This is a genomic window from Actomonas aquatica (assembly GCF_019679435.2).
Classification (GTDB): domain Bacteria; phylum Verrucomicrobiota; class Verrucomicrobiia; order Opitutales; family Opitutaceae; genus Actomonas; species Actomonas aquatica.
Window position 1 is genome coordinate 5,652,456 of sequence record NZ_CP139781.1, and the last position, 22,741, is coordinate 5,675,196.

Annotated in this window: 13 protein-coding genes; 8 read left to right on the forward strand and 5 right to left on the reverse strand. The window is 64.6% G+C overall.

What is annotated here, in order from left to right:
• Positions 1-133: 133 nt before the first annotated feature.
• From K1X11_RS21615 to rapA, 3 genes are all read left to right on the forward strand, one after another.
• Positions 134-760: a hypothetical protein gene (locus K1X11_RS21615; protein WP_221030415.1), complete on the forward strand. Its 627-nt coding sequence runs from the start codon at positions 134-136 to the stop codon at positions 758-760.
• Positions 757-2,907, forward strand: a complete 2,151-nt coding sequence (locus K1X11_RS21620) for a matrixin family metalloprotease (protein WP_221030414.1) — start codon at positions 757-759, stop codon at positions 2,905-2,907. Before K1X11_RS21615 ends, K1X11_RS21620 begins: the two co-directional genes overlap by 4 nt.
• 80 nt (positions 2,908-2,987) lie before the next feature.
• A complete protein-coding gene (rapA, locus tag K1X11_RS21625) occupies positions 2,988-5,843 on the forward strand; it encodes an RNA polymerase-associated protein RapA (protein WP_221030413.1) in 2,856 nt (951 codons plus the stop codon).
• A gap of 12 nt (positions 5,844-5,855) precedes the next feature.
• Here the strand turns inward: rapA and K1X11_RS21630 are convergent, their stop codons facing one another.
• Positions 5,856-7,250, reverse strand: coding sequence for a sulfatase-like hydrolase/transferase (locus tag K1X11_RS21630; RefSeq protein WP_221030412.1), 1,395 nt, complete (start codon positions 7,248-7,250; stop codon positions 5,856-5,858).
• Positions 7,251-7,579: 329 nt separating this feature from the next.
• Between K1X11_RS21630 and K1X11_RS21635 the strand changes: the two genes are divergently transcribed.
• Entirely contained in the window at positions 7,580-9,079 is a 1,500-nt protein-coding gene (locus K1X11_RS21635) for a glycoside hydrolase family protein (protein WP_221030411.1), read from the forward strand.
• Positions 9,080-9,103: 24 nt separating this feature from the next.
• Here K1X11_RS21635 and K1X11_RS21640 read toward each other — a convergent pair whose 3' ends face one another.
• Positions 9,104-11,521: an ABC transporter permease gene (locus K1X11_RS21640; RefSeq protein ID WP_221030410.1), complete on the reverse strand. Its 2,418-nt coding sequence runs from the start codon at positions 11,519-11,521 to the stop codon at positions 9,104-9,106.
• A gap of 298 nt (positions 11,522-11,819) precedes the next feature.
• Between K1X11_RS21640 and K1X11_RS21645 the strand changes: the two genes are divergently transcribed.
• Positions 11,820-13,301: an MFS transporter gene (locus K1X11_RS21645; protein WP_221030409.1), complete on the forward strand. Its 1,482-nt coding sequence runs from the start codon at positions 11,820-11,822 to the stop codon at positions 13,299-13,301.
• A gap of 38 nt (positions 13,302-13,339) precedes the next feature.
• Here K1X11_RS21645 and K1X11_RS21650 read toward each other — a convergent pair whose 3' ends face one another.
• Positions 13,340-15,289, reverse strand: coding sequence for a methyl-accepting chemotaxis protein (locus K1X11_RS21650; protein WP_221030408.1), 1,950 nt, complete (start codon positions 15,287-15,289; stop codon positions 13,340-13,342).
• A gap of 502 nt (positions 15,290-15,791) precedes the next feature.
• Here K1X11_RS21650 and K1X11_RS21655 point away from each other — a divergent pair.
• The 3 genes from K1X11_RS21655 (at position 15,792) to K1X11_RS21665 (ending at position 19,734) form a co-directional block, all read left to right on the forward strand.
• Positions 15,792-17,816: an AGE family epimerase/isomerase gene (locus tag K1X11_RS21655; protein WP_221030407.1), complete on the forward strand. Its 2,025-nt coding sequence runs from the start codon at positions 15,792-15,794 to the stop codon at positions 17,814-17,816.
• 97 nt (positions 17,817-17,913) lie between these two features.
• Positions 17,914-18,831 carry a hypothetical protein gene (locus K1X11_RS21660; RefSeq protein WP_221030406.1) on the forward strand — a complete coding sequence of 306 codons (918 nt, stop codon included), beginning with the start codon at positions 17,914-17,916 and terminating at the stop codon, positions 18,829-18,831.
• 186 nt (positions 18,832-19,017) lie between these two features.
• A complete protein-coding gene (locus K1X11_RS21665) occupies positions 19,018-19,734 on the forward strand; it encodes a hypothetical protein (RefSeq protein WP_221030405.1) in 717 nt (238 codons plus the stop codon).
• A 1-nt stretch (position 19,735) separates the two neighbouring features.
• Here the strand turns inward: K1X11_RS21665 and K1X11_RS21670 are convergent, their stop codons facing one another.
• Together K1X11_RS21670 and K1X11_RS21675 are read right to left on the reverse strand one after the other, a co-directional pair.
• Positions 19,736-22,402, reverse strand: a complete 2,667-nt coding sequence (locus K1X11_RS21670) for an ABC transporter permease (protein ID WP_221030404.1) — start codon at positions 22,400-22,402, stop codon at positions 19,736-19,738.
• Positions 22,399-22,740 (reverse strand): PadR family transcriptional regulator, encoded by a 342-nt coding sequence (locus tag K1X11_RS21675; protein ID WP_221030403.1) that lies wholly within the window; start codon positions 22,738-22,740, stop codon positions 22,399-22,401. The genes K1X11_RS21670 and K1X11_RS21675 overlap by 4 nt, the downstream gene beginning before the upstream one ends.
• Position 22,741 lies beyond the last annotated feature (1 nt).

Here is a 22,741-nt window from a genome sequence, read left to right on the forward strand (position 1 = left end):
AGGTTATCTGTCGGGGCGATGCGCATTAGGCTGGTCTCCGTCGGTCTCCCAACGTGTGGTGGTAGGGTCTGATCGCGGTTCTGGCCTCACGTGATCGCACGTTCTCGTTCCACTCCATTCATCCAGAACCGCTATGTCATCTTTGCCGTTTCTGCGGACACCTTCGTGGTGCCGTGGGCTTCTTCTCGGGGTCATTTGCCTGCTCATCTCGACGGCCGGCGCGACCACCTTACGTGAACCTAGCTTCGCCGAACTGGCGCGCGGCGCCGAGCACATCGTGCGGGGGGAAGTGAAGGGCGTAAGATCGTATTGGGATCAGCATGACGGCCGGCCGGTGATCCGCACGGAGGTGGTGTTTGTGGTCAGCGATTCCGCGGCCGGTGCTCAGGTGGGGGAAACGCTGCGCTTGCGGCTGTTGGGCGGAGAGCTCGACGGCAAAGGCATGCGCGTGGCGGGCATGCCGCGGTTTAAGCGCGGGGAGGAAATGATCCTGTTCGTGCGTGGTAACGGCCAACGCGTGTGTCCGGTCATGGGCTGGCGCTATGGCCAGTTTCGCGTCGAGCAGGCGGACGGCGGGGGAAGCACCCGCGTCCTGCGGGCGGATAGCTCGCCGGTATTGCGCCAGGATATTGCGGAAGCGGCCGCGGTCGGCGTCACGGACGCCCGGCGCACGATGGCGGCGGATCAGGCCACGGCGCTCAGCGCGACCGATTTTCTCAATCTCGTCCGACGCGAGCGGGCCAAGGAGGTGGCCCAATGAACGTCGTCTTGCGACTTTGGGGTCGACGGTTGCGCTGGGCCGGCGCGGGAATCGGTTTGAGTGGGGCGTCGTTCGCCTTTGTGCCCAACCACGTGCCGTGGGCGGAAGGCAGCACGATTGTGATGCACCTGCAATTGGGGGCAGAGACGATTCGACTCAGTGACACCAACCAATCCTGGAATGCCGTCGCGCTGAGTGCGGTCGCGGCGTGGGACAACGCGACGGGTTTTGTGGAACTCACGGCGCAGGACAACTCCACCGTGCCGATCGCGGCGGATAACGGCCACAACAACGTCTTCTTCTCCGACACGGCCTACGACGACAGCCTGGGCGAGGCGTTGGCGGTCACCATCTGGTATTACGAGGTGGGCGGGTTGATGGACGAGTGTGATGTGATTGTGAATACAGCCTACGAGTGGGATTCCTATCGGGGCTTCCTGCGGGAAAAAGAGGATCTGCATCGGGTGCTCATCCACGAATTTGGCCATGTGCTGGGTTTGGATCATCCGGACGAAGCCTATCAGGACGTGGAGGCCATCATGAACTCCCGGGCCTCGCACACCGATGCACCCAAGGCCGACGATTTCTCCGGCCTCCTGTTCAACTACGCCAACTCCTGGAATCACGGCGGCATTGGCTCCAAGGACGACCATGGTGGTTTGTTTGCCACCGCCACGCCGCTGTCCCTCGGCGTGCCTCTCGCCGGTGAATTGACGGTGTGGGATTTCGACACGTTCAAGTTGGAGGTCAGCGAGGCGATGGCGCTCGACATCCGCAGCACGGGATCGACCGACACCTACGCCACACTTTGGAGCAGCGACGGCGAGTTCTGGGGAGTCGGCGACGATGGGCCGGAGGATCACAATTTCGATTTTGTGGCGGGCTTCGTGCAACCCGGCACCTACTACCTCGTGGTCGAGGGCTATGATGGCGAGACCAAGGGAGCGTATGGCCTGCAGGTGGACGCCATCGCCGATCAGGCTGCCGGCGACACGGAGGCCAACACCCGCGAAGACGCGGAGGCCATTGCTCTCAACAGCGAGTTGGATTTGGCGGTCAACTACAGCTTCGACATCGATTACTTCCGCATCGAGTTGACCGCGCCCGGCGTGTTCACGGCTTATACCGAAAGCGCCATCGATACGGTGGGGCGTCTGCTCGACGAGGCCGGTGAGATGGTCGAGATCGATGAAGACGGCGGGCCAGGCTACAACTTCCGCTTCCGCTCCGACCGCCTCGAGCCCGGCGTGTATTACCTCGAAGTGTCGGCCATCCTGTCGGGGGAAAGCGGACCCTACACGCTGCACACGGCCTTTCAGGATCTGTCCAACGTCACGATCGATGCCCGTCTTTCGAATCTCTCCGTGCGCACCGGCGCCAGTGGCCCCTACGGCTCGCTGATCCTGGGTTTTGTCACCGCCGACTCGACCAAATCGCTCATGGTCCGCGGCGTTGGGCCGAGCTTGGAGGACTTTGACATCGTCGACTTTTTGGGCGACCCGCAGCTCACCTTGTATGATAGCGAAGGCACCGAACTCGGCACGAATGACGACTGGCTTTACTCCGAGGATTACCTGGGCCTTGCCTTCATGGCGGAGGACCTCGGGGCCTTTCCGCTAACCAGCTACCTCGATGCCGCGATGATCGCGACGCCTGCTCCAGGCTCCTACACGGTGCACGTGGAGGACGTGAACGACGAAACGGGTCAGGTCCTGGTCGAGACCTACGACGCCGATGGCGACTACGGCGAGGGACGGCTCGTGAACCTCTCCACGCGCACGCAGATCGGGATCGATGGGACCTTCCTCACCGCCGGTTTTGTGGTGGCGGGGCAGGGCGAGCTGACGCTGCTCATTCGGGGTATCGGACCGGAGCTGAAAACCTACGGCATCACGGATGCGCTGACCGATCCACGTATCGAGATCTTCAACGCGGCGAGCAAGGTGATCGCCGCCAACGATAACTGGGGTGACGCCGAGGGAGACGTGGCGGCCAGTGCGGCCCAAGTCGGGGCGTTCGCGCTCGCGGAGGACTCCACCGATGCGGCCCTCGTCATTTCACTGCCACCCGGAGCTTACACCGTGCAGCTCAAGGGCTTGGACGGTGAAGTGGGTAACGGACTCATCGAAATCTACGATCTGCGCTGAGTCCGATTTGCAAATAGCGCCGGTGAGAAAGCCCGCAGTTTCGCTTTGAAACTCGGGCAACGTGGGCACGTTGTGGCATCGTGTCGCTTAATCGAATCGGACAACGCTGTGTGAGTGAACCTGAACCGGAGCTCGGTTTGGGTGTGGTTGTGAGCCTGGAATACGGGCGAATTGGGGTGTCGTTCCCGGCTGCCGGAGAGCAGCGCCTCTATGCGCAGGGCACGACGGTGCTCTCGCGGGTGCAGTTCCGCGAAGGCCAAAAGGTCGCGACGCGCGCCGGTCAGGTGTTTGAGGTCGAGTCGGTCGAAGAAACCGATGGGCTGCTGACCTACGTGGGCGGCGGTCAACGCGTGCCCGAGGACGAGGTGTCCGACGTGGCTGGGGCGACCGGACCTCTGGATCGGCTCATGTCGGGTCAGAGCGACGATGCCGAAGTGTTCGCACTGCGGCATCGGGCGCTGCAGGCGAAAGCGAAGTTTCTGGCTTCGCCGGTGCGTGGCTTCCTCGGCGGGCGGCTCGATCTGATTCCGCATCAGTATTACATTTTGCAAGAGGTCACGGCGCGCCAGATTCCGCGCGTGTTGCTGGCCGACGAGGTGGGTCTCGGCAAAACGATCGAGGCCTGTCTCATCCTCCAACGTCTGCTCACCGTGGGCAAAGTGAAGCGCGCCCTCATCCTCGTGCCGGAGTCGCTCACGCACCAGTGGTTCGTCGAACTGCTGCGCCGTTTTAACCTGTGGTTCACCATCTTCGACGAGGCGCGCTGCATCGATGAAGAGGGCGCCGATCCGGAGGCGAATCCGTTCCAGAGCAACCAGCTGGCGCTGTGCGCGGTGGAGTTCCCCGCCCACAACGAAAAGCGTCGCGAGCAAATCATCGCGGCCGGTTGGGACATGGTCGTTGTCGACGAAGCGCACCATCTCGGCTGGTCGACCGCCGCCGAAGAGGTGAGCGCCGAATACCGCTTGGTCGAGTCCCTGGCCAAGAAGAGCCGCGGCCTGCTGCTCCTCACCGCCACGCCGACGCAGCTCGGTCTCGAAGGCCACTTCGCGCGCCTGCGTCTGCTCGACCCCAATCGCTACAGTGACATCGATGATTTTCGCGACGAATCGGAGGGCTTCGGCGAGGTGGCCGAGATCGCCGAAAAGATCGTGGAGCAACGTCTGCTCACCGCGGCCGACCATAAGAAGCTGGTGAACATTTTCAATCGCGACCCCGAGGGGCTGGAGAGCCGCCTCGACGCGCTCGAGGCCGGTAAACCCGGGGCCCGCGAGGGGTTGTTGCGCACCTTGCTCGATCAGCATGGCACGGGTCGCGTGGTCTTCCGCAACACCCGCGCGGCGATGAAGGGCTTTCCGCAGCGGCAGTATTGTCCGGTGCCGTTGAAGACCGAGAACGCCGCGCTGCTCACCCGTGTCGCCCGTGAGTTGGAGGCCGAGGAAACCGGTCACGAGAGCGAGATTCGGCACAACTTCCGCGACGATCCGCGCATCGACTGGCTGGCCGATTTCCTCAAGGCCGAGCCGTCCCGCAAGGTCCTGCTCATCTGCCGCACCCGCCGCAAGGTAGTCGCGATCGACGCGGCGCTGCGCGAGAAGATGAGCGCCAAGGTGGGCGTCTTCCACGAGGGGCTCGAGTTGGTGCAACGCGACCGCAACGCGGCGTGGTTTGCCGAGGAAGATGGCGCGCAGCTGCTCATCTGTTCGGAGATCGGCAGTGAGGGGCGCAACTTCCAGTTTGCCCATCACCTCGTGCTCTTCGACCTGCCGCTCAACCCGGGGCTGGTGGAGCAGCGCATTGGTCGACTCGATCGCATCGGGCAGACCGAGACCATTCGCATTCATGTGCCCTTCATCGCCGGCAGCGCCGACGCCTTTGTGGCCGACTGGTATGAACGCGGTCTCGACGCCTTCTCCCAGCCGATGCACGGCGGCAACGAGTTTGCGCAGGCGTTCCGCGAACGTGTATTGGCCATGGCACTACGCGTGGGCGCCGGCGGCAAGAAGGCGCCCGCCGCGAAGGAAATCACCGCGCTCATCACCGAGACGGCCACCTTCCGCGAGGCCCTGCTGGAGAAGATGCACCGCGGTCGCGACCGCCTGCTGGAGCTCAATTCCTTCGATCCGCAAGTGGCCCACAAGGTGATCGGGCAGGTGCGCGAAGTGGATGCCGACCTGACCTTGCGTCGCATCCTGACCGACCTCTTCGACCACTTTGGTGTGCGGGTGAAGGAGCACGAGGAGGGCGACGTTTTCCTCGATGCGGATCACGCGTTTGTGGAGGGATTCCCGTCCATCCCGCGTGACGGCATGCTGGCGACCTATGACCGTGCCCGGGCGATTGCGCGCGAGGACATTCGTTTCCTCTCGCCCGATCATCCGCTCACGACCGACACGCTGGACCTGTTGATCAACTCTCCGACCGGCACGACGTCGTTCGGTCTCGTGGAGGCCGATTCCCCCAACATCCTGGTGGAAGCGATCTTCGTCCTGGAAACGGTGGCCGACTCCCGCTGGCACGTGGAGCAGTTCCTGCCGCCGCAACCGGTGCGCGTGGTGGTCGATTTGCGCGGCGGCAATCTGACCAGCAAATGGGACGCGCAGACCGTGGCCGACCTCATCAAGACGGTGCCGATTCAGCCGTTCCTCGAGCGACCGGAGTTTAATCCGGCCTTGCTGAAGAACCTCATCGATGGCGCGACCAGTGAAGCCGAGAAAGCGGTCGCCACCGTGAAGCAGCGTGCCGAAAAGACCGCTCAGACCGAGCTTGGCGCCGACCTGCAGCGCCTGTCCGACCTGCGCAAACTCAACGACCACGTGCGGCCCGAGGAGATCAAGTTGGCGCAAACGCAGCTCAAGAAAACCTGCGCCGCGATCCGCGAAGCGCGCCTCCGGCTCGATTCCATCCGCCTCATCGTGGCGGGGTTTGAAATGTAAGCGGAGGTCCGACTAGGGGCCGTAGACGCTGAACACGTCTGCGGCCCAGGCGTCGTGCAGGGCCTCGAGGCGTTGCACGACTTCCGGATGCTCGGCGGCGTGATTGGTTTCCTCCGGCTCGGAGTCGGCGAGGTTGGCGAGATGAGTTTCCGCGAGGGCGGGTTGGCCGATGCCGCGATTGCCCCGGCGGATGAGTTTCCACGGTCCCTCGCGCACGGCCCAACTGTCATTCCATTGCCAATACAGCTGCGGGTGCGTCTCGGGCGCGGTGGCGTCGCGCGCGGCTGGCACGACGGAGCGTCCGTCGAGGGCGAGTTCGGTGGGCGGCGTGACGCCCGTAAGTTCCAGCAGGGTGGGATACCAGTCCATCACCGTGATGGCCTGATCGCGCACGGCGCCCGCGGGAAGCGTGCCCGGGTAGCGGATCATGGCCGGCACGCGGATACCGCCTTCGAGGAAGCTGCCCTTGGCGCCGATCCAGGGACCGGTGTTGCCGCCGCCGCCATTGGCGCCGTAGTTGGTTCCCTGGGGCGTGCCGGCGCCGTAGTCGGCGGCTTTGATTTGGTAGTCCTCGGCGGAGTGCCCGTTGTCACTCATGAAAATGACGATGGTGTTTTCGGTGAGGCCGTAGCGATCGAGGGTGCCGAGCACGCGACCCAAGTAGTGATCGCAGGTGGAGACGGCGCGCGCGTAGGAACGGCGCGGTTCCGGGAGATCGTTGTAGGCGTCGGCGTAGGCCGGCGCAGGTTGTTCCGGGTAGTGGGGCAGGTTGAGACTGTAGAAAAGGAAGAAGGGCTCATCTTGGTGACGGGCGATAAAGGTCACGGCACGATCGGCAATGAGGTCGGGGAAATACGAGCCCCGCAGGAAGACCTCTTGGTTACCGTCCCACAGGTCGTGCAGAGCGCGCGCGTGGCCGCCGAAGTGGTGGTAGTTGTCGATGAAACCGACGAGGAGGCCGAAGAACTCATCAAACCCTTGCTGCAGCGGACGGTGATCGGGATGGCCGCCGAGGTGCCACTTGCCGAAGAGGGCGGTGGCATAACCGGCGGCGCGAAAGGTTTCGGCGAGGGTGGTTTCCTCCAGCGGCAGATTGCGGCCCTTGGGGCCAGGCACGGTGGACTGCGTCCAGGAATTCACGTTCACCCGCTGTGGGTGACGGCCGGTCAGGAGCGAGGCGCGCGAGGGGCAGCAAACCGAGTGCGCATAAGCCTGGGTGAAGCGCACGCCTTCGGCGGCGAGCCGGTCCATGTGCGGCGTGTGCAGATCGGTGGAACCGTAGCAGTTGGCGTCGAGCGTGCCTTGGTCGTCGGTGAAAAAGATCACCACGTTGGGCGGTCGTGCGGCGGCGCAGGTCAGGGCGGCACAACACAGGACGAACAGGCAAAGGAGCGATCGCAGTTTCATCGCGGGGTAGGGCAGGGATTACGGTAGGGGCAGAGCGGATACGGCAGCGCACCGCCGCCTCCGAGCAAAGCCGGAGTCTGATCAAGGGGAGTGCGGGGAAGCAAACTCGGAGGTGAAAAGAATGGGTGATTCCAGGGTGAAATTTCACCCCGTGCCCGTGGGCGGAGTTGTAGTGAAGAGAGCACTACGGCACGGATGAAGGCCTTGAATATTCATTCGTAACCCAACGAGCCCGGAGGACTTGTCGGCGCGGAAAAATTGCCGTAGGCAGGCCGCACCGTGCGGCTTTTTGACCGGCCGTCCTTCACCCCCCAAGCCCCCTGTATGTCATGACTTGTTTCCGCCTTTTAAGCCCGCTGTTGCTGTTGAGTGCTGTGATGATGGGCGCGAGCGAACCGCCCGAACGCGAGCCGGTTCACATCGGCGATCGACGTGAGTTATGGGTCGACCGGGCGCTGATCGCATCGATGGACGGACTGCGCCACGAACTGGGTCGACCGGTCGACGCCGGCGCGGTGCTGCACTTCGATGAACCGTGGGAGTATGCGGCGATTTATGTGACCGTGTTTCAGGACGGCGATCGCTACCGGATGTATTACCGCGGAGGTCTGCCGATCGAACCGGGCGGACCGCGGCAGTGGCTCACCTGCTATGCGGAGAGTGACGACGGCGTGGTCTGGACGAAGCCGGAGCTGGATGTATTCGAATTCCAAGGACGGAAGACCAACGCGGTGCTGGCGCCGGATCCGGTTTATGGTCCGTCGCATAACTTTGCGCCCATGTTGGATGATCGGCCGGGCGTGCCGGCGGAGGAGCGCTTCAAGGCGATCGGAGGGGTCTACCATGCCGACGAAACGGAGACGGTGGATGGGGTGAAACCGCTGGACGGGCTGCACCGCTACGTATCGGCCGACGGCATTCACTGGCGGCGGCTGGAGCTGCCGCCCTTGTTTCCCAATCATGCGCTGGATTCGCTGAATGTGTTGGTGTGGTTGCCGGAGGAGCAGTGCTACGCGATCTACCTGCGCACGTGGACGGGCGATGAAGGCGCGGACAAACCGACCTACAAGGGTTTCCGCTCGGTGAGTCGCACGACTTCGACGGATTTTGTGCATTGGACGGTGCCCGAGCCGATGCGCTTCGGCGACGCGCCCTTGGAGCACCTCTACACCAACGGCACCCAGCCGTATTTCCGGGCGCCGCACCTGCTGGTGGCGTTGCCGTTTCGGTATTGGCCGGATCGGCAGGCTTACCCGGCGGAGGAGCACGTGGCGCGAGGGGTGCCGGAGAGCCAGTCGCATGGCGTCGCCGACGCGGTGTTGATGACCTCGCGAGGCGGCACGACTTACGATCGCACGTTCCTGCAGTCTTTGGTGCGACCGGGGCGCGATCCGCTGGCGTGGTATGCGCGCAACAATGCGCCGAGCACGGGTATCGTTCCGACCGGTGAGCAGGAGATGTCGTTCTACACCGTCACCCACTACAACCACCCCACCGCGCAGCTCCGGCGCCAAGTGTTGCGGCGCGATGGTTTGGCGGCGGTGCATGCCGATTATGAACCCGGCACGCTGGTGACCCATCCGGTGGTGTTTGCCGGAAGCGAGTTGGCGCTGAACCTGTCGACCTCGGCGGCCGGCGGTGTGAAGGTGGAACTGCTGGATTTGGCGGGGGCCGTGTTGGCCACGAGTGAAACCTTGCTCGGCGACGACCTCGACTACCGGGTGCGTTGGGTCGACCGGGGCGATGTTGGTGACTTGGCCGGCCGACCGGTGCGGTTGCGCTTCACCTTACAGGATGCGGACCTCTATGCGTTTCGATTCCACCGCTGACGGCGGCCTGACGGCGACGGAATGCTATTCCGCGCGCAGCGCTTCGACCGGATTGATGCGGGCGGCTTTGCGCGCGGGCAGGTAGCAGGCGATCAAGGCGATCAGCAGCAGCGCGGCGGTTACACCGGCGATGACCCAGCCCGCGTCGAATTCCATGATTGGCACCATGGCACTGAGCGCGAGTGAGAGACCGTAGGCGCCAAGCAGGCCGAGCACCATGCCGATGCCGGCGAGGCGCAACCCGGTGCGAAGGACCAGGCGCACGATGGTGGAGACCTGCGCGCCGAGTGCCATGCGGATGCCGAACTCGCCGGTGCGTTGCGCGACGGTGCGCGCGATCACCCCATAGATGCCGAGCGAGGCCAGCGCGACGCCGAGCAGGGCGAAGGCGGTGAGCAGGGTGTTGATCAGTTTGAAGTCGGCACTGGCGCGCTCGATGAACGTGAGCGTCGGCATGAGGTTGGTGATCGGCAGGTCGGGGTTGAGACCGCTGACGGTCTGGCGCAGCGGCTCGACCAGGGTCACGGGATCCACGCCGCCGGTGCGCAACGCGAGCCAACTGTAGTGCCACGGCTCCTGTGCCATCGGGTGGTAAACCTGATAGGGCGTGGCGGGGCCTTCGGGGAAAATGGATTCGGTGTTGGCGGCGACGCCGACGATTTCGAGCCACTCCACCTCCTCGGTGCCGGCACGGGCAATGCGGCGACCGAGGGCGCTCTCGTTGCCGAAGAAGGCGCGGGCCATGGCTTCGTTGATCACGACGACCTTGGGCGAGTCGGGCGTATCGGTGGTATTAAAAGAACGACCGCTGAGGAGCGTGGTGCCGACGGTTTCGAAATACTCACCGGAGACCCCGTTGACCAGGGCGCTCGGTTCCTGACCGCGTGGCGGTGTATCACGACCTTCGACGACAAAGGCGTTGGGACCGTTGAGGCCGAAGGGCGGCAGCGAGTAGGACAGACTGGCGGAGGTGACGCCGGGCAGGGCGCTCACGCGTTCGAGCAACTCACGTTGGAAGGGCACCATTTCCTCGGCCTCCGGATAGGTGGCGGCGGGCAGCAGGATGGTGCCGCTCAACATGTTGTCCGCGTCCCAACCGTAGCGGCGATCGAGCATGCTGTCGGTGCCGCGCAGGAACATGCCGGCGCCGGCGAGCAACACGAGGGCGAGGGCGAATTGGCCGACGATGAGGAGCTGGCGCAGGCGTTGGGAACCACGGCCGCCGGTGCTGCCGCGGGCACCACTTTTGAGGGTGCCGTTGATGTTGAGGCGCAGCGCAAAGAGCGCGGGCGCGAGGCCGAAGGCGAGGGCGGTGACGAGCGAGGCGAGCGCGGCGAACCCGAGCACGCGCCAATCGAGTGCCATGACAAAGGTCGTGTCGCCGGCGTTGTGCACGAGGGACGCTATCCAATCGCCGGTCCAGCGTGCGACGAGCAGCGCGCCGGCGCCGCCGATGAGGGCGAGCAGGAGTGACTCGGCGATGAGCGGACGCAGCAGTTGGCGACGGGAGGCTCCGAGGGCGCCGCGCACGGCGAACTCGCGACCGCGGGCGATGGTGCGGGCGAGCAGCAGGTTGGCTAGGTTGGAGCAGGCGATGAGCAGGACGAAGCTGGAGAGACCCACGAGCATGGAGACGATGCCGCGGCCCGTGGCGTTGATAAAGGTATCGGCCAGTGGCACGACGCGCCACGAGGCGCCTTCATTGGCGGCGGGGTGGTCGGCGGCTTGTTGCGCGCCGATACGGGTGATGACGGCGTCACTTTGGGCGGCGGCGATACCCGCGGCACGGCGACCGATGAGAGCGATCCACTGGCTGTTGCGATCGGTCTGTTCATCGGCGTTGAGGCCGAGCGGGCGGAAGAGCCGGGAACGACCGTAGAAACGGCGATCGTTGAAGGACGCGGGCAACACGCCGACAACCTCGTGGAGTTCGCCATCGACGCGCAGATTACGACCGATGATGGCTGGATCGCCGCCGAATTTGTCCTGCCAATAGCCGTGGGTGAGGATGAGCACGCGGTGGTTGCCGTGGGTTTCCTCCTCCGGACGGAAATCGCGGCCGAGGGCCGGTGCGACCCGGGCGAGGGAGAAGAAGTTGGTCGAGACGCGGGTGCCATTGACCATGTCGGCGGGCTGGCCGGGCTCGGACACGCTCATGCCCCATTGGGCGGCAGCAGCGAGTTCGCCGAAACCAGATCGGTCGGCGGGCAGGTCGAGGTAGTCGGCGGGGGAAAAGCCACCCTCGGGGTTCTGGTTCGTGGCGCGGTAGAGGCGCACCATTTGGTCGGGTTGCTCGAGTGGCACCGGCCGCAACAGCAGGGTGTTGAGCAGGCTGAACATGGCGGTGTTGGCCCCGATGCCGAGGGCGAGGGTGAGCACGGCGATGAGCGTGAAACTCGGCGAAGTGAAGAGAGCGCGAAGGGCGTGTTTGAGCGTGGACATGGGCAGCGGGACGAAGGGCAAAGGCGAGGGGCGAGGGCGGGGGAAGTGGACCGCGGTTATGGCCAACACCCGGCAGGCCGGCGCCGGGTTTCAGCTTTTTTGCCGGCCGACCAAATAAGTAGCTGCGCTTGAGCCGAAGGCGAAAGCGTGGCCCGAGGGCGCCGCCCTGCGCCGGAGGCCGTTCTCCGACCCGCCTCTAAACAGTAAGCACGGCGGCGGAGGTTGAGTGGTTGCCACCGCGACGCAGATTCGCTTTTGAGCAGCCTGCGTTTTCGCAACCCCACTCAAACCCCACCCCATGGCTGCTACCCCTTCTGCTGCTGCGGCGAATCCCGCGGCGGACCCCACTTCGGAAAAACTGTCGGTGTTGGAAAAGACCGGCTTCGGCGTCGGAGACCTCGCGTCGAATCTACTCTTCCAAACCTTCAACATGTTCCTGCTCTTCTTCTACACCGACGTGGTCGGTTTGGGAGCGGGCGCGATCTTCTGGATCTTCGCGGTGGCGAAGATTTGGGACATGGTGAACGACCCGATGATGGGTGCCATCGCCGACCGCACGCGCACGCGCTGGGGCGCTTACCGACCCTACATTTTCCTGCTGGCGATTCCCTACGGCATCTCGGCCTACCTGCTCTTCACGGTGCCGGATCTGTCGGACACGGCGAAGATCTTCTACTGCGGGTTCACCTACATCCTCGCGACCATGATCTACACGGGCATCAACATCCCGTATTGCGCGCTCATGGGGGTCATGACGCCCAACATTCAGGAGCGCACGGCGGTGTCGCAGTATCGCTTCTTCCTGGCCTTCGCCGGGGGCTGGTTGATCAACACCTTCATGGTGCCGCTGGTGACGCTTTTCGGCGACAAACCCGACTCACCCACCTACAACGAAGAGATCGGTTACGATCCAGTGAGTGGATACCCGACGGCGATGATTGTCTTCGGCGTGCTGGCCACCTTGCTGTTCTTCATGACCTTCTTCACCACCAAGGAGCGGGTGAAGCCGGTGGTGGCGCAGAAGTCGCGTTTTCGCGATGACTGGAACGACCTGATGGGCAATCGCCCGTGGTTCATCCTCTTCATTTCCGCCGTGCTCAACCTCGGCAACGTGGCGGTGCGCAACGGCGCGATGATCTACTTCCTGAGCTACTGCATCGAGGGCGGAAGCACCCTGTTGTTCACGGTCAACTTCGGCTTCTTCGAACTCGAGGTCACCCGCACGGTGTTGTTCATGTCGCTCGGTCAGCTGGCGACGATGCTCGGCGTCTTGCCCACCAAGTATCTCACCAAACGCTTCGATAAACGCACCCTCTACATCTGGTTCATGGTGCTGCAGGGCGCGTCCTACGCGGCGATCTATTTTGTGCCGGCCGACAACTTTTCGCTCACGATGGTTTTCCATCTGCTCGGCATGTTCTGCGCCGGACCGGGTCCGGTGATCGTCTTCGCGATGTATGCCGATGTGGCCGACTACTCGGAGTGGAAAAACAACCGCCGCGCCACCGGTCTCATCATCGCGACCATTCTCTTCGCCATCAAAGGCGGCCTGTGGATCGGCGCGCAGTTCAACGCGCTGGTGCTGTGGCTGATCGGTTACACGAAGGAGACCGCCACCAATCCCGAGGTCGTGCACGGCCTCAAGCTGCTCTTCACCTGGGCGCCCGGTCTGCTGGCCGCCGGAGCCGGTATCCTGTTGCTCAAATACACCATCAGCGATGCACAGCTGAAGCAGATCGAGACCGACCTGCAGGCGCGCAAAGCCGCAGCCGACGCCTGACGTCGGGCGGGCGCGCCAGGCTCGCCGGGATCGCCGCCTCAGGAATGACCGGCGGCCGCGAGCGCGGGTCGGGCGGCTGTCGGGCGGGAGGGGCCGGCGGGGGCGGCAAACGTCGTCGTCGCGGCGCCGTCCCGGGCTCGGTCGACCAGGGCGAGCAGCTCGACGGTCTGGGTGTGGAGTTGCTGCGATTGCATGCTGAGTTCCTGGGCCGCGGCGGCCGACTCCTCGGCATTGGACGCGCTGGATTGGGTGACATGATCCATCTGCACGGCGGCGTCGCGGATTTGTTGGATGCCGATGTCCTGTTGCTCGGAGGCTTCAAAAATCCGATCCACGTGCGTGGTGATTTCGAGGACCACTTGGCCGATCTCATCGAAGCCTTCGCGGCATTCGGTGGTGAGGGTGGTGCCCGCGTGCACCTTGGTTTTGGCGCCTTCGATGAGGGCGGTGGTATCCACGGCGGCTTGGGTGGCGCGCATCGCGAGGTTGCGCACCTCGTCGGCGACCACGGCAAAACCGGCTCCGGCTTCGCCAGCGCGGGCGGCTTCGACGGCGGCATTGAGGGCCAGCAAGTTGGTTTGGAAGGCGATCTCGTCGATGGACTTGATGATCTTCGACATGGCTTCGCTGGTGTCGGCGACCTCGCGCATGGTGGTGGCGAGGGTGGTCATTTTGCGACCGGCGGTTTCCACCACGGCGCTGGAGCGGCGAGCGAGATCGCGGGCTTCACGGGCACCATCGACGTTGCTCCGGGTTTGGGCGGAGAGTTCTTCGAGGGTGGCGGTGGTTTCCTCGAGGGAGGCGGCTTGTTCGCTGGAGCCCTCGGCGAGGGTTTCGCTGCCGGAGGCGACCTGACCGGCGGCGGTGGCGACCTCGTTGGAGGAGGCCTGGAGCCGATGGGCGATCCGGCGGAGCAAGCGGGTGATGTGGTGGCTGGTGAAGACGAGCAGGATGACGATCACGGCGCCGACCGCGGCGCCGACGGCGACCAGCGTGAATCGCGTGGCGGTGGCTGCCTGCAGCATGGCGGTATCCGTGAGGATGAGACGTTGGCTGGCGGTGGAGAGGGCGTTGAGTTTCTCCCGCATGGCGGCGAGGGCCGGCAGGGTTTCGGCGTTGAACAGCGCCCGCGCGGCATCGAAGCCCGCGACTGCGCGGTTTTCGGCCGCGATGGCGCGATCGAGTTCTTCGCTGACGAGCGCGAGGGACGGCAGGGTGGTGGTCTCGTAAATCTCTAACGCTTGAGAGAGCGCGTTACCGCGCAGGGCGGACTCGATGCTGGCGGCGGACTGATGGAGTGCGCGGTGCGGGGCCTCGAGTTGGCGGAGCGCCCGATCGAGTTCGGGGAAAGACTGGCGCAGCGCGACAGTGGCCGGATCGGCCACGTAGTGACCGAGGGCGCAGCGGGTGGGGTCTTTCTCCAAGCGCGCGGCGACGTCGGCCGCAGCCACGGCATCGGCATCGGTGGCATCGCTGGAGGCGACGCGGACCGCGAAGGATTGGTTGAGTTGCTGGACCCATTGCAGATGAGCGACCTGCAGTTGTTTGAGCTGAAGCAACAGGCCGGGGTGGGGACGGCGGTAGTGCTCGGCGATGCCTTCGGCGGTGGCGTGGAGTTGATTGTGGACGGGTTCGATGTCGTCCAACAGCGGAGCCAGCCCGGGGGCCTGTTGCACGAGCTCCCCGCGGTCCGGGCCGTAGAACCACTGGCCGAATGCACACTTGTGTGGGTCGGTCTGCACCTTCACCGCGGTGGCGGCTTCGTTGGTAAAGACGTCGGCCAGTCGCTGCACCCACTCCAAGTGGTCGATCTCGCGATGAGCGACCAGGGATTGCACCTCGTTGCCAACGATGACCTCTTCGGCATCCGTCACGACGTGATCGAGCCCCCAGAAACTGACCCCGAGGATCGAGGCGAGAGAAACCACGGTTAAAACCGAACAGCGGGTGAGGAGCTGGGAAATGGTGAGTGATTTCAGCAAAGGCATGGCGATAAGGAAGGGCCGGTGTGATCCCAAACGGGCGCGGGGGACCAAAACTTGAGCGAATGACGCGCGTCCGGGTCTTGAATTAGGACGCCTAACCATGGCCTTAAGGAACCAGCGGCGGGTGACGATGTGGCGGCGGGACACGCCATTTCCCATGCGACGCTCTGGTGATGGGGGGGGGCGCAGTTACTGCTTGCAGCCGGAGTCGGGGGCAGCGGATGAGGATTGGCCGGCCGCCGAGAGCGAGCCGGTGCACGGTGATCAAGGTGAAACGCGGCGCCGTGATGCGGCAGTCGCTTCGCTGCACAACGAACACCCCAGGAATCGGCACCTGGGGCTGGTATCAGCCGGTGATTTCTGGGCTGTGACCGGCGCTAAAAGGGGGAGGAAATCGGGAATCCACGTGTATTGAAATTTCATATACATCGAGGGCGGATCGGGAAATGATTCAGGGGACGAATGAGAGGTTGATCCGACGGGAGTGACTTGTTGGACAAGGGGAATGCCCACATTCATTGCAAAGGAGTCCGGCCTGGAGGTCGCGTTTGGCGGAGGGCATCTGGCCCTGGGTCTGAGTGCGAGTGCGACGGAGGGCGACTGGCGGCCCGTGACCTTGGAACCGGAGGAGGAGGTGACGTTTCGGATCGCGGCGCCGGGGCTGATGGGGCGCCTCAGCTGGAGCCAGCACTCGGCCGAGCGTTGGGATTACACCTGCACCTTTTCCAGCGAGCGTCCGGTGCGCCTGCGCCTGGGCTTCGACCTGCGTAAAGGCACCGGCGCGTTTCATCTCATCCCGGCCTGCCTCTTTGGTGACAACAACCACGATCTGGTGCGACGGAACGAGTTTCCCACCCTGCATGAGGTGGTGGACGGAGATCAGGCGGCGGCGCCGTTGTGGGAGTTTCGCGCCGATCGCGCGGCCTGTCCGGTATCCCTCCTTTGCACGGAGGCCGGTGTGGTGGGCCTGTCGATCGATCCCTACTCCGAGGATGCGACGGCGCCGGAGGGCTTTGTGCGCAACGGGCTGTTCAGTGCGTTGCCGCAACAGGGCGGGGTGAGCCTCGGCTACGGCAACGATCCGCTGACGTATGAGAATAAAACGTTGTTCAGCGCGCCCACCGCTCATCGGAGCCGACAGCTCCAAGCGACGGGGTCGCTGTATTTGCTGCCCAAGGCCGAGCGGTCGGCAGCCCATCGGATTGTGCGCGATCTGCACGGGAGGCTACGCGAACCGGCGACGCCGCGGCGCACGGCCGCCGCAGCGACGCGGGCGCTGGCGGAGCGATTCATCGATACGAACTGGAGCGAGGAGTTCGGCAACTACAGCAACCTGGCTTGTAGGGTTCCGGTGGATACAGAGCTGAAGGCCTGGCGACCGGTTTCGGAGATCGGTTGGTCGGGTGGTGGCGTTTTCGCTTATCCTCTGATGGTGGCGGCGCAGCGCATGGGGGACCTGGTGTTTCCGAAAACCGGCGCACGGATCCTTGATGAGATCATCGCCGGGTGGGATGAAAAGGGTGGGCTGTTTGATGATGTGGCGGGGCCCAGCCTGGTGGGGGTGCCCGGTCAGGGGGGCAAGATTGTCGAGGGCGGCATCAACGGCTGGTGGTCGGGTTTCATGCCCCATACCCTGAACCGCCACACTGCCTACACCAACGGACATGCGGCCTACTACCTTCTTAAGTGCGCGCGTTGGGCCAAGGAGCAGGGGGCGGAGCGAGCGGATTGGGTGGAAGCCGCGGGGCGGGTGCTCGAGACGGTGATGACGCTGCAGCGGGACGATGGGGCCTTTGGTTATCTCTTCAGCGCCGAGCAGCGGGAGGTGGTTGACTGGGACGGCTTTGCCGGCTGTTGGTTCGCGGCGGCGCTGCCCTTGGCCTATGAGCTCACGGGGGAGACGCGCTATCTGGAATCTGCGCGGCGCGCACTGCGCTACTACGGACGCTTTGTGGCGGAGCTCAACTGCTACGGGTGTCCGATGGATACCTACAAGAGTGTGGATCAGGAAGGCATCCTGGGCTTTGTGCAGGCGGCGCGGAACTTACATGCCGCCACGGGCGAAGCGGAGTGGTTGGCCCAATTGCAAGCCGGAGCGGAATACGAGTTTCTCTGGCGTTATGCCTACCGGGCGCGGCCGGAGTATGCGCCGTTGAAGGACTCGAAGTGGAACTCCTGTGGTGGCTCGGTGACCTCGGTGTCCAATCCGCACATCCACCCTATGGGTTTGGTGATCACCGAACCTTTGCTCTATCTGGCCGAACAGACGGGTGATCCCTACTATCGACAACGGGCCGAGGAGGGCGTGGCGTGGGCCCTGCACACGCTGGAGCTCTACCCGGAGGTTTCTGGCTACGGAGCCTATGGTCTGCTGACCGAGCGGTATTGCCCCAGCGATGGATTGGTCATCGAGCGCTTTGCCGACTCCGGGGCACCCTCGAGTCTGTGGTGGAGCTACAACGCCTGGGCGGCGGCCAATGTGCTGGAGGGGCTGTTGGAGTATCAACGATGGGGCGAAGCGGTTGACTGAGGGAGCCGCGTCCGACGCCGGCGGGGAAGCTGAAGCGACTTCCCTTTGCCCTTGCGACCGGGCGGCGCGGGGCGCAGAAACGGCCCCCTTTTTCGCCATGCCGATCGAAACCCAACGCCAGAACCTTGCCCTCAATCTCATCGACATCTACGGCGGCACGCAGACCCGCGTGGCCACCAATGACGATGCCATCGAGAGCTACGCCGAGGAGATGGGGCGCGGCGCGGAATTTCCGCCCATCACGGTTTATTACGACGGCTCCCACTACTGGCTGGCCGACGGCTTCCACCGCTACCTCGCCACCAAGCGCAACGGCGGCACTCACATCGATGCCGAGGTCCAGCCGGGCAGCCGCACCGATGCGCTCAAGCACGCGCTCGGCGCCAATGCTACCAACGGTCTCTACCGCACCAATGCCGACAAGCGCAACGTGGCCGAGATCGCGCTGAAGGAGTGGCCCGACCTCTCCAACGCCTACCTCGCCGAGATCTGCCGCGTGTCCGACGAGTTTCTGCGCAAGGTCCGCAAGGAGCTCACCTCCAGCGGCCAGATCGCCAAGGCCGAGCGCGTCACTGGTCGCGACGGTAAGGAATACAACGTGGGCATCGATCGGCAGCCTCGCGGCAAACGCGAAAAGTCCTCCAGCGAAGGCAAGGCCGGCGAACGCGACGAAGAGCTCGCCGACGGTCCCGCCCTCAAGAATGCGCCCTCCGGTGGCGGCGCGGGCGGTGGCCGCGGTTTCACCAAGGGCAAGGGCGATCCCGGCGCGACCGGCGGTTCAACCAATGAGCTCGAGATCGAAGCCCGCTCCATGATTCGCAAAGGCGAGATGAACCCCTTTGAGCTGCCCAAGCTCATGAGCGCCACCGGTCACGACTACGCGGCCACGGTGATCAACCTGCTCGATACCATGAAGCCCGAGATCAAAGACCGCAGCGACGGCCTCATGCGCATCCGCCGCTGGATCGATAAACACATCGGCGACGTCGCCGAGCCGTCGGTGCCCGAGGTTTAAACCGCCGCGCCCAAGCGGGCAGGGAACGCAGAAGGGTGGGAAAACTGCCGCGTCAATGGGGCGCCGCGAGGCCGCGCATTATCATTTCAGCGGGAGCAGGACTGAGCCGAAAAACAGTTGCAGATGCCCGGAAATTGCTGGAATTAGGCAGGGCTAATACTGTTAACCACTCATTACTCTGCGCCCATGTTTTCCCCGTCTTTCCTCCGTCGGTTGTTGTTGGTGGGTGCTTTGGCGAGTGGTGCCGTGGTCCGTGCTCAGGACGACGAGGACGGCGCGGTGAGCTCCGAATTTCAAACTGGCGTGCTCAGCGCCTATGTGAGCGAAGGGCGGGAAAACTTCGACGGTTCGCCGGTCATCGAATCCTGTGCGGTAGTCGCCTGGCAGTCTGTTTGCCTGGAAGTGGGCAATGTCACCGCGTTCGACAACGATGGGGTGGAATGGACGGCAGGTGCGGCGGTGGAGGCGGAGTGGGCCGGCATGGCGTGGGCGGCGGGCTACACGCACATCTGGGAAGATTTTGACGGCGAGGCCTGCGAGGACGACGAGCTGTGGCTGGCGGTCGACATGTTTTCGAGCGAGTCCTGGAACGTCTGCCTCGAAAGCGTTTATTCCTTCGAGGCCGACGGCTTGTATTGGATCGCCGGCGTGAGCTGGACGGTGCCGACGCCCGACACCTTTGAGGTGGCGCTGTTTGGTGCCGTGTCGTGGGATGATGGATACGCGCTGGAGGATTTTTCCGGCAGCGACCACGTGGAATTGGGTGTGGAGGTGGTGCTGCCGCTAACGACCCATTCGCAACTGGCCGGTTTTGTGGCCGGGTCCTGGGGACTCGACGGCGTGCGCGCCGATACGAATCGCGACCTGTTCTTCGGCGGGGTGTCCTACGCGCTGGAGTTCTGAATCACTCCGCGCGGAGCGATTCCACGGGGTCGATGCGGGAGGCGCGGCGGGCCGGCAGGTAGCAGGCGAGCAGCGCGATGCCGATGAGGCCGAGCGCGGTGAAGGCCATGACGGCGGGGCGGGCGAGATCCATGTTGGGGAAGCCGATAGCCAGAAGCTTTGACAGGCCGACGCCGCCCACGAGTCCGATGATGGCGCCGGTGAGCGCGAGGCGCACGCCGGAGCCGAGGACCAGTCGGGTGATGTCGCTCACCTGCGCACCGAGCGCGAGGCGCACGCCAAACTCATGGCGGCGCTGCGCCATGGTGCGGGTGATGACGCCGAAGATGCCGATGGCGGCGAGCGCGGTGCCGAGAGTGGCGAAGGCAGTGAGCATGTCGCGCAGCACGCCGACCTGATAGTTGAAGCGGGCGATGCGTTGGTCGGCGCTCTTGAGATCGCGAATGGGCAGGTCGGGATCGAGTTCCGTGAAGATGCTGCGGATGGCCGGCACCATGGCGTCGGGGTTGCCGCTGGCGGTGCGCACGGCGATCTCGTGGTAAGCGGCGGGGCGTTGGGCCATGGGCAGGTAAACCTGGTGCGGAATGCTGGCGGCTTCGGCCTCGGAGTTGCGCACGTTGCCCACCACGCCCACGACCTCGATCCATTGCGGTGAACCGTCGGCGACGAAGGCGAGGCGTTGGCCGAGGGGATCGGCGTTGCCAAAGAGGACTTGGGCGAGGTCGGCGTTGATGAGCATGACCGGCGTCGAATCGGCGCGGTCGGTGAGGGCGAAATCACGTCCGCTGAGCAACGGCGTCTGCACCGTGGCGAGGTAGTCGGGGGTGGTCACGTTGACCACCGCGGCGGGTTCGCGGCCGGGGGCCGGGCGTTCCTGTCGGTCGACAATGAAGCGGCGCGTCTCGGACCAGCTGAAGAAGGGCGGATGGGTGGAAAAGGCGGCTTGGTTAACACCGGGCAGGGCACGCAGGCGTTCCAGCGCGCGGTCCTGAAAAGCGGTGATGGCATCCGGCGTGTCGTAGCGGGCTTCGGGCAGTAGAAAGGTGCCGGTGACGAGGCGCTCGGAGTCCCAGCCCTCGCGGCGTTCGTTGAGGTCGGAGAGGGCGGAGACGAAGACGGCCGACCCGGTGAGCAGCACCATGGCGAGGGCGAATTGACCGACGATGAGCAGGTGGCGCAGGCGGTTTTGGCGGCGGCTGCCGGTGGTGCCGCGTCCGCCGCTCTTGAGGGCGTTGTTGAGGTCGAGACGCAGGGTGAAGAGGGACGGCGCGAGGCCAAACGCGATGGCGGTGAGCAGCGAGCAGAGCAGGGCCCAGCCGAGCACGCTCCAATCGAGGGCAAAGATCACCTGCTCGCCATTGTCGCCGGTGCTGCGCACCCGCAGCCAGTCGCTGGCTCCGATGGCGCACACCACGGCGAGCGCCGAGCCGGCGAGAGCGAGCAACAGGGACTCGGCCAGCAGCGGGCGCAGCAATTGGGCACGGGAAGCGCCGAGGGCGGCGCGCACGGCGTGCTCGCGAGAGCGGGCCATGGTCCGGGCGAGGAGGAAGTTGGCGAGGTTGGAGCAGGCGATCAGCACCACGAAGCCGGACAGGCCGAGCAACATGCTTAGCGTGATCTTCGTATCGAAGCCCGTGACGGTGTCCGGTAGCGTCCGGGTGTAGAAGGCGCTCTCGGCGTGGAGTTCGGGGTAATCGCGGGCGAGTCGCTCGCCGAAATTGCTCACAAACGCATTGGCGGTGGCGGCATCGATGTCGGGAGCGCGGCGGGCGATCACGCCGACGGTCGGTTGCTCGCGCGCGGACTCAGCGGCGGTGGAGAAGGCGAGGGGGCGAAAGAGGTCCACCCAGCCCCAGTGCCGCCATTCGTTGAAGGTCGCGGGCATGACGCCGACGACCGTGTGGGCACGGCCATCGATGCGGATCTGCTGACCGAGGATGTCGGGGCGACTGCCAAAATTGTTTTGCCAGAGGCGATTGCTGAGGATGACCACGGCATCGTTGCCGCGCTGGGTTTCATCGAGCTGAAACGCACGTCCCTGCACGGGTGGCAGACCCAGTAGTTGGAAGAACTCCGCCGACACACGCATGCCGGAGGCGAACTGGGCGGGCTGGCCTTCATCGGCGAGGCTCACGTCGCCGAAGCTGAAGCCGGCGATCTCGGAGTAGATCGACGAGGCCGCGGCGCGGAACTCACGGTAGTCGGGCACCGACAGCGCGCCGGTGGGTTCGGCGCTGGTGCGACGGTAGATGCGGTCGACCTGATCGGCGTCACGATAGGGCAGCGGCTTGAGCGCGACGCCGTTGACCACGCTGAACATGGCGGTGTTGACGCCGACACCGAGGCCGAGGGTGAGGATGGCGAGCAACGCAAACCCGGGCGTGCGCAGGAGAGAGCGGGCGGCGAAGCGCAGGTCGCGCCACAGGTCGGCGAGGGCCGGCCAACGCCAAGTGTCGCGCATCTCTTCGCGGTAGGCATCCGTGGTGCCAAACTCGCGGAGGGCTGCGCGATGGGCGGCGGCTTCGCTCAGGCCCGAAGCGCGAAACTCGGCGACCAGTTGATCAAAATGGAACTGCATCTCGGCATCCATGGCCGCCTCTTGCTGGCCCCGGCGGAAGAGGCGGCGGAGCTTGGTGCGCACCCAGCGAAAACGTTCAGTGGTGGTCACGACGCGGCCTCCATGTTGAGCACGCTGGTCATGGCTTGGGCGAAGGATTCCCAGTGGCTGATCTCCTCTTCCAACTGACTGCGGCCGGCGGTGGTGAGGCGGTAAAACTTCGCGCTGCGGCCGGCCTCAGACACGCCCCACTCAGCTTCCACCCAACCGCGCCCCTCGAGGCGGTGCAGCGCAGGATAGAGCGAACCCTGTTTCAGCGAAAGGCGATCCTTGGAGACGACGGCGATGCGTTTGGAGATGTCCCAGCCGTGCAGCTGGCCGGTGGAGAGGGCCTTGAGAATGAGCAGGTCGAGCGTGCCTTGCAGGAGCTCTTTGCGAACTTTTTCCATG